This window comes from Bacteroidales bacterium, from assembly GCA_012517825.1.
Lineage (GTDB): Bacteria > Bacteroidota > Bacteroidia > Bacteroidales > JAAYUG01 > JAAYUG01.
Window position 1 is genome coordinate 1 of record JAAYUG010000093.1, and the last position, 8,021, is coordinate 8,021.

The following is an 8,021-nucleotide window of genomic DNA, read 5'->3' on the forward strand; positions in this document are numbered from 1 at the left end:
GCGCAGAGCATCGATGTCAAGGCCGGAATCCGTTTCATCCAGAATGGCAAGGCGCGGTTCAAGAACAGCCATCTGAAAGATTTCGTTCCGTTTCTTTTCGCCGCCGGAGAATCCTTCATTTACCGACCGACCTGTAAGCTGGCTGTCCATTTCAACCAGTTCGGCTTTCTGGCGCATAAGCTTCAGGAAGTCGGAGGCAGAAACCGGTTCAAGGCCTTTGTATTTCCGATGTTCGTTCAGAGCCGTACGCAGAAAGTTTACCATGCTCACGCCGGGTATTTCAACCGGATACTGGAATCCTAAAAAGATTCCCTTCCGGGCTCTTTCCTCGGCAGGCATGCTAAGAAGGTTTTCTCCGTCGAACAGCACTTCTCCTTCGGTTATTTCTGCAAAATCACGCCCTGCAATTACTGAGGCCAGAGTGCTTTTCCCAGACCCGTTAGGGCCCATGATGGCATGTACTTCCCCGGGTTTAACCTCAAGATTGATTCCTTTCAGAATTTCCTTACCTTCGATTTTTGCTTTTAAATTCCTGATAATTAACATAATGTATTATTTAGCGTATTACGGATCTTTCATCCCACACTTCCTTCGAGGGATATTTGCAATAGTTTTTGTGCTTCCACGGCAAATTCCATGGGAAGTTTATTCAGCACTTCGCGGGCATAGCCGTTAACGATGAGCCCTACGGCATCTTCAGTGCTGATGCCCCGCTGGTTGCAGTAAAATATCTGATCTTCGCCGATTTTGGATGTAGTTGCCTCGTGTTCCACCACTGACGACTGATTGTCGACCTCAATGTAGGGGAAGGTGTGAGCGCCGCATTTGTCGCCGAGAAGCAGGGAGTCGCACTGGGTGTAATTGCGGCAGTTTTCGGCTCCTTTGGTAATTTTCACCAGGCCCCGGTAACTGTTGTTGCTGTGTCCGGCTGAAATTCCTTTTGAAACAATCCGGCTGCGGGAGTTTTTTCCTATGTGAATCATTTTTGTTCCGGTGTCAGCCTGCTGACGGTTATTGGTCACAGCAACGGAATAGAATTCGCCGCTTGTATTGTTGCCCCTGAGTATTACGCTGGGATATTTCCAGGTGATGGCTGAACCGGTTTCCACCTGCGTCCAGCTGATTTTGGAATAGTCGCCTTTGCAGATGCCGCGTTTGGTGACGAAGTTATAGATACCGCCTTTCCCTTCCCGGTCGCCGGGATACCAGTTCTGTACGGTGGAATATTTAATTTCAGCCCGTTCAAGGGCAACGAGTTCAACCACCGCCGCGTGAAGCTGATTTTCATCGCGCATGGGAGCAGTACACCCCTCAAGGTAGCTGACGTAGGCATCGGTATCAGCAATGAGCAGAGTTCTTTCAAACTGCCCGGTATTGGCCGCATTGATACGGAAGTAGGTACTGAGTTCCATGGGGCACCTGACTCCCTTCGGTATGTAACAGAACGACCCGTCACTGAATACGGCTGAATTGAGGGCGGCAAAGTAATTGTCGGTGTAGGGAACAACACTGCCCATGTATTTCTTTACCAGCTCGGGATGTTCCCTGATAGCTTCGCTGAAGGAACAGAAAATAATCCCAAGGTCAGCCAGGGTTTCCTTGAAGGTGGTCTTGACGGAAACGCTATCCATGACAGCGTCAACAGCAACGCCGGCAAGGTGTTTCTGTTCCTCGAGGGGAATGCCAAGCTTGTCGAATGTGGCTTTCAGCTCGGGATCCACTTCATCCAGGCTGGCCAGTTTGGCTTTCTGCTTCGGTGCAGCATAATAAATAATGTCCTGAAAATTGATTTCAGGAATTTGCAGATGCGCCCAGCGGGGCATTTTCATGGTAAGCCAGTGCCGGTAGGCTTTCAGGCGGAATTCAAGCATCCAGTCGGGTTCCTGTTTCTTTTCAGAGATCATACGGATTACATCCTCGTTCAGCCCTTTGGGAATGACATCCGTTTCGATATCAGTATAAAACCCGAACTTGTATTCTCCTTTGGTCAACCCGTCCAATATCTGATCCTGTTCAACAGCCATGGGTGATACTATTTATGTGCATGTAAAACAACAAAATGGGCACAATGTTTAATCTAATTTAGATTAAATTTAAATACGCAAATTTACGAATTAATTGTTAATATGTACCTTTGCAACCATTAATTCAACCTGGATGGATAAAGACAAACGTTCTCTGACCCCGCTCTCTGAGCTTGGTGAATTCGGCCTGATCCGGCATCTTACGGAAAATATCCGGTTAAAACATCCCGGTACAGTAAAAGGTGTTGGTGACGATGCCGCCGTTTTTGACTACAGCGGGAAACTGGTGGTAGTCACTACCGACATGCTGGCCGAGGGGATTCATTTCGATCTGGTGTATACGCCGTTGAAGCATCTTGGCTATAAGGCCATTGCTGCCAACCTTTCCGATGTGTATGCCATGAACGCCACTCCCAGGCAGGTGTTGGTTTCGCTTGCCATTTCGGGAAAATTCGCTCTGGAACATTTGGAAGAGTTGTATCAGGGCATTTATCTGGCGTGTGAAAAGTACAACGTTGACCTGGCAGGGGGCGATACCAATCCTTCGCTTACTGGGCTGATCATCAGTGTTACGGCTTTGGGGGAAGTGCAGAAAGAGGATGTGGTGTACCGGAACGGGGCCAAAGAGAATGACCTGATCTGCGTTTCGGGAGATCTGGGAGCAGCCTACCTGGGACTGCAGATTCTTGAACGGGAGAAGAAGCTTTTCCATGCTCATCCTGATTTGCAGCCGAAGCTGGAGGCTTACGAATATATTCTTCAGCGGCAGCTCAAACCGGAACCACGGCGCGACATTATTGAATTTCTGCAGCGTGAAAACCTGAAGCCTACGTCGATGATCGACATATCCGACGGATTGTCATCAGAATTGATGCATCTCTGCACTTCATCGGGTGTGGGGTGCAGGGTGTACCAGGAAAAGATACCGGTAGCGGAAGAAACTGCCAGGGTAGCAGAAGAACTGCATCTTGAACCGGTTACCTGTGCGCTGAACGGGGGGGAAGACTATGAATTGCTTTTCACTATTCCTCTGGAACATTATGATAAAGTCCGTTTCCGTGAAGGGATATCCGTTATCGGGCATATTGTGCCTGCTGAAGAAGGAATGCATCTGGTAACGGAAGCCGGGGAAAACATCCCGTTGAGGGCGCAGGGATGGGACGGGATCAGCCGCGAGTAAACCGCCTCAGAGTTCGTTATCTTCGTCCTGCTTGCTGAAGGGGCCTTTAATAATGCCCCTCTGGGAGTTTTTAATGAAGTTGATAATGAGGTCTCTTTCAGGCGAGCTGGGCAGTTCGCGTTCTACGGCAGCCACGCCCTGACTCCGGTTCATTCCCCGCATGTAGATATAGCGGTAGATTTCGTGAATTTCTTCGATCTTTTCGGGGGTAAAATTCCTCCGGCGCAGGCCTACAACGTTGAGTCCCATGTATCGGAACGGATCGCGGCCTGCCAGCACAAAGGGAGGAACATCCTGTCCCACCTTGGAGGTGGCCTGAACAAACGCGTGGGTGCCAATGCGGACAAACTGATGAACGCCCGACATAGCGCTGACAATGGCCCAGTCTTCTACCACCACTTCTCCGGCAAATCCTACGCTGTTGCCAACAATGCAGTTATTGCCCACATTGCAATCGTGGGCAATGTGGGCATAGGCCATCACCAGGCAGTTGCTGCCCACAACGGTTTTCCCTTTCGAAGCAGTTCCCCGGTTCACGGTTACAAACTCCCTCAGGGTGGTATTGTCGCCGATTTCGGCCGTGGTATATTCGCCCCGGAACTTCAGGTCCTGGGGGATACCAGCAATAACAGCTCCCGGAAAGACTCTGCAGTTCTTTCCGATTCTGGCTCCGTCCATAATGATGGCTCCCGGTCCGATCCAGGTATCGTCACCGATAACCACATCCTCGTAAATGACGGCAAAAGGGTCGATGCGCACATTGGCGCCGATTTTAGCATTGGGATGAATGCTGGCAAGTGTATTCATGCACTTATTTTACTTTTTCGATCAAGGCCATCATATCAGCTTCCATAACAACGTTTTCGCCCACATAGGCCTGGCCGGTCATATGGACGATGCCGCGACGGATCGGTTCCGCCAGGTCGAGGCGGAATACAATGGTGTCGCCCGGAACCACCATTTTTTTGAATTTCACCGATTCAATCTTGAGGAAGTAGGTGAGCCAGTTTTCGGGATCAGGAACCTGCCGCAGGGCAAGAACTCCCCCTACCTGTGCCATGGCTTCCACCTGCAGTACGCCCGGCATGATGGGGTCACCGGGAAAATGGCCAACGAAGAAGCCTTCGTTCATCGTGACATTTTTAATGCCAACTACGTGGGTGTCACTCAGTTCGTAGATTTTGTCCACCAGAAGGAAGGGAGGCCTGTGGGGCAGGAGCTTCATAATCTGGTTGACGTTCATGATGGGGGCTTTGTTGAAATCGACCTTCGGTACAGCAGGTTTCTTCTTTACTTCCTTTATTTTGTTGCGAAGGATTTTGGCCAGCTGGGTGTTGGCGTGGTGTCCCGGTCGCTTGGCCACCACCTTTGCCTGAATGGGCATGCCAACCAATCCGAGGTCCCCGATGATATCGAGGAGTTTGTGGCGGGCCGGTTCGTTCGGGAAATGGATATCGATGTTGTTCAGAATGCCTTCCGGCTTAACGTGAATCTTTGGTTTATCAAACAGTTCGGCCAGGCGGTCCAGCTCAGCCTGTTCAACGGGCCTGTCGATAATGATGATGGCATTATCAAGGTCCCCACCCTTGATCTGATTGTTCTTCAGCAGAAATTCAAGCTCGTGCAGAAAAACGAAGGTGCGGCACATGGCCACCTGGCTTTCAAATTCATTGAGCGATGAAAGGGTGGCATACTGGTTCCCCAGCACTTTGGAATTGTAGTCGATCATCACATCAATGCTCAGGTGGTCGTCGGGGAAGAGGGTTATTTCAATTCCCTTTTCCGGTTCGGCATAAACAATTTTTTCGGTTACGGTGAAATAACGGCGTTCAGCATTCTGTTCGATAATGCCGGCCTGGCGAAGAGCTTCCACAAATCGCAGGGAACTGCCGTCCATAATAGGGGTTTCCGGTCCGTTCAGCGTAATCAGGAGATTGTCGATACGCATGCCGTAAATGGCTGCCATAACGTGTTCTACCGTAGCTACTTTTACCCCTTTTTCAACGAGCACCGTACCGCGGGAAGTTTCGGTAACATGTTCGGCGAAAGCATGTACCAGCGGCTTATCGGGTAAATCAATGCGTTGAAAAATTATTCCGTGGTTCTCCGGAGCCGGATTAAAGGTTAGTTCAACTTCCAGACCAGTGTGCAACCCCTTACTGCGCAAAGAAACGGGTCTGGATATTGTACGTTGTTTTTCCAAGGTTCCTGATTATTAGTGAATTAACTTTTTGGTTTGAAAGGCGCAATATATAAAAAAAACATGAAATGGATTTTCGGGTTCTGCCTGCCGGGAGGGAATATTATGCTTTGTTTTGATGCTCAATAATTTCCTTAAGTTTTGCCACTTCGCGCTGGAGGTCGATGATCTGTTGCCGCAACTCAGGAAGTCTTCGGGTGACTACGTATATTTTACGGCTTTCGGAAGCTTCATAGGCCGGGGTCCCGAGGTACATCGAACCGGGTGTGCTGATATCTTTCGTAACACCGCTCTGGGCGCCAATAATGATATCATCACCAATTTTGAGATGGCCTACAATACCTACCTGGGCAGCGATGACACAACGGCTTCCGATTTTTGTGGAGCCTGCAATCCCGGTTTGAGCAGCAATAACAGTGTTTTCGCCTATTTCCACATTATGGGCAATCTGGATCAGGTTGTCCAGTTTGGTTCCTTTGCGGATAATGGTTGAATCCATTGTGGCGCGGTCAATGGTTGTGTTGGCGCCAATTTCCACATCGTCTTCGATAATCACATTGCCCAGCTGGGGAATTTTTTTATACACTTTGTTTTCATCGGGGGCAAAGCCAAAACCATCGGAACCAACTACAACGCCGGCATGGAGAATGCAGTTTTTCCCCACTTTGCAGTCGTGGTAAATTTTAACTCCGGGGTACAAAATGGTATTGTCTCCGACCTCCGCATTTCTTCCTACATATACCTGTGGATAAATCCGCACGTTTTTCCCAATGCGGGCGCCTTTGTCAATAACGGCAAACGGACCGACATATGTTCCTTTTCCAACCTTTGCCGAGAAGGCAATGCTGGCTCTCCAGGAACGTCCTTTTGGGCGGCCTTTTTCACTGTTAAACAGGTCGAGCATCATGGCAATTCCCTGATAGGCATTGTCGACGCGCACCAGTGTTGCTGAAACAGGTTTTTGCAACTGGAAGTCCTTGTTGATAAGGATAACCGATGCCCGGGAGGTATACAGGTAGGGCTCGTATTTGGGATTGGCCAGGAAACAGAGAGTACCGGGTTTTCCGGCTTCAATCCTGGCAGGGCGGGTAACCACGGCCTTTGGATCTCCTTCTACGGTTCCTTTAAGGTATTCGGCAATAAACTGGGCAGTAAGTTCCATCGGGGTATTATTTTCTTATTGAATAAAATCAACTTCTTTCGGGTAGCAAAGAAAATGCTTTTGGATCACTTTTGAAAGAACCGAAATGTTGAGCATGTCGGAAGCTTCGGCAATATCGCGGATGGTTCCGTCGTTGAACAGGATCTTGATGTTTTCGTCTTTTGCATCATAGGCGTTGTTCGAAATGGTTTCGTACGCCAGAAGGTAGGGCAGTTCCTCAGGCCGGATTCCATACTGCCGGATGATTTTGCCGCCAAGGTGATCGAGCTCCTTTTCGCTTACCGGCTCGTTTTGCAGTTTTACCCTGAAGAGCCTGCGGTTAATAATATGTGTGGCCAGCAGCGCAAGGATTTTGTCGGGATGTTCCTGCCACACTTTGAGGGAGGAGAGGATGTCGCTGTCATCCAGAAGGGCAAAGTGGTCGATGAGCTCTTTTTTACCAAGGGCTTCCAGGGCGAAGGTTCCTGGGTTATTTTTCCGGAAATAAAGGAAAAAATGCAATGCAGGAGTACAGAAAAGGTCCACGTTCATGTCGGCCAGGTCCCGGGCACGTTTCAGGGCGAGGTACAGCATTTTTTCGGCCGAAAGGACGGTTTTGTGAAAATATACCTGCCAGTACATCAGGCGGCGGGCAATGAGGAATTTTTCGATCGAGTAAATGCCTTTGGCTTCCACCACCAGGTTGTCGTCGACCACATTCAGCATCTTAATGATCCGGTCCGACCCGATGACGCCTTCGGTAACCCCGGTGAAAAAACTATCGCGCTTAAGGTAGTCGAGCCGGTCCATATCGAGCTGGCTGGAAACAAGCTGATGCAGGAATTTTTTGTGGTACTGGCCGGTAAATATTTTCAGGGCGAGTGCCATGCGGCCGCCGAAATCCCTGTCGAGCTGTTCCATCATGAGGCGGGAAAGAACCTCGTGGTGAATGCCTTCGGCAATGGTTTTTTCCAGGGCATGGGAAAACGGTCCGTGTCCGCAGTCGTGCATCAGAATAGCTGCGGTAACGGCTTCTGCCTCCTCATCGGTAATTTCGTGTCCTTTCTGCCGGATAACCTGAATAGCCTGTCCCATAAGGTGCATGGCGCCCAGTGCATGCTGCAGGCGGGTGTGGGTAGCTCCGGGATACACATAACTGGTAAGCCCGAGCTGACGGATACGCTGCAGGCGTTGAAAATAAGGGTGTTCAATAAGATCAAGTACAAAATCAAAGGGAATATTGATAAACCCGTGTACGGGGTCATTGATAATTTTTCTTTTATTCCGGCCGGAAAGAGGCATGAGGCAACAAAATAGGAAACAAAACTCGGAATTTTTAACTAAACAAACAACCTGAATTGTTTTTTGCAGATCCGGTTGCTTTTGAGAAAACCAATTGTTCGACGGGGAACTAAGGACAAGGTGCTGGGTTTGCGGAGTTCCAGAGTTTCAAGGTTCCAGAGTTCCAGGGTTCCA

The 8,021-nt window shown here is 49.4% G+C and carries 7 protein-coding genes; 1 reads left to right on the top strand and 6 read right to left on the bottom strand.

What is annotated here, in order from left to right:
- Both sufC and sufB read right to left on the bottom strand, forming a co-directional pair.
- A partial coding sequence (sufC, locus tag GX419_06430; GenBank protein NLI24321.1) for a Fe-S cluster assembly ATPase SufC occupies window positions 1–546 on the bottom strand: 546 nt, incomplete at its 3' end.
- 29 nt (window positions 547–575) lie between these two features.
- Entirely contained in the window at window positions 576–2,024 is a 1,449-nt protein-coding gene (gene sufB, locus GX419_06435) for a Fe-S cluster assembly protein SufB (protein ID NLI24322.1), read from the bottom strand.
- A 133-nt stretch (window positions 2,025–2,157) separates the two neighbouring features.
- Here sufB and thiL point away from each other — a divergent pair, with 133 nt between their 5' ends.
- Window positions 2,158–3,204, top strand: a complete 1,047-nt coding sequence (thiL, locus tag GX419_06440; GenBank protein NLI24323.1) for a thiamine-phosphate kinase — start codon at window positions 2,158–2,160, stop codon at window positions 3,202–3,204.
- Window positions 3,205–3,210: 6 nt separating this feature from the next.
- On the opposite strand, the gene lpxA is transcribed toward thiL, so the two are convergent.
- The 4 genes from lpxA to GX419_06460 all read right to left on the bottom strand — a co-directional run bounded on the left by lpxA (window position 3,211) and on the right by GX419_06460 (window position 7,847).
- Entirely contained in the window at window positions 3,211–4,011 is an 801-nt protein-coding gene (gene lpxA, locus GX419_06445; protein NLI24324.1) for an acyl-ACP--UDP-N-acetylglucosamine O-acyltransferase, read from the bottom strand.
- A 4-nt stretch (window positions 4,012–4,015) separates the two neighbouring features.
- Window positions 4,016–5,407 carry a bifunctional UDP-3-O-[3-hydroxymyristoyl] N-acetylglucosamine deacetylase/3-hydroxyacyl-ACP dehydratase gene (locus GX419_06450; protein ID NLI24325.1) on the bottom strand — a complete coding sequence of 464 codons (1,392 nt, stop codon included), beginning with the start codon at window positions 5,405–5,407 and terminating at the stop codon, window positions 4,016–4,018.
- Window positions 5,408–5,507: 100 nt separating this feature from the next.
- Window positions 5,508–6,566, bottom strand: coding sequence for a UDP-3-O-(3-hydroxymyristoyl)glucosamine N-acyltransferase (gene lpxD, locus GX419_06455; protein ID NLI24326.1), 1,059 nt, complete (start codon window positions 6,564–6,566; stop codon window positions 5,508–5,510).
- A 15-nt stretch (window positions 6,567–6,581) separates the two neighbouring features.
- Entirely contained in the window at window positions 6,582–7,847 is a 1,266-nt protein-coding gene (locus tag GX419_06460; protein NLI24327.1) for an HD domain-containing protein, read from the bottom strand.
- Between the last annotated feature and the right edge of the window lie 174 nt (window positions 7,848–8,021).

Excerpts from the sequence above, each read along its gene's own strand:
- lpxA (NLI24324.1), bottom strand. The coding sequence starts at position 4,011 with ATGAATACACTTGCCAGCATTCATCCCAATGCTAAAATCGGCGCCAAT.
- GX419_06460 (NLI24327.1), bottom strand. The coding sequence starts at position 7,847 with ATGCCTCTTTCCGGCCGGAATAAAAGAAAAATTATCAATGACCCCGTA.
- lpxD (NLI24326.1), bottom strand. The coding sequence starts at position 6,566 with ATGGAACTTACTGCCCAGTTTATTGCCGAATACCTTAAAGGAACCGTA.
- thiL (NLI24323.1), top strand. The coding sequence starts at position 2,158 with ATGGATAAAGACAAACGTTCTCTGACCCCGCTCTCTGAGCTTGGTGAA.
- sufB (NLI24322.1), bottom strand. The coding sequence starts at position 2,024 with ATGGCTGTTGAACAGGATCAGATATTGGACGGGTTGACCAAAGGAGAA.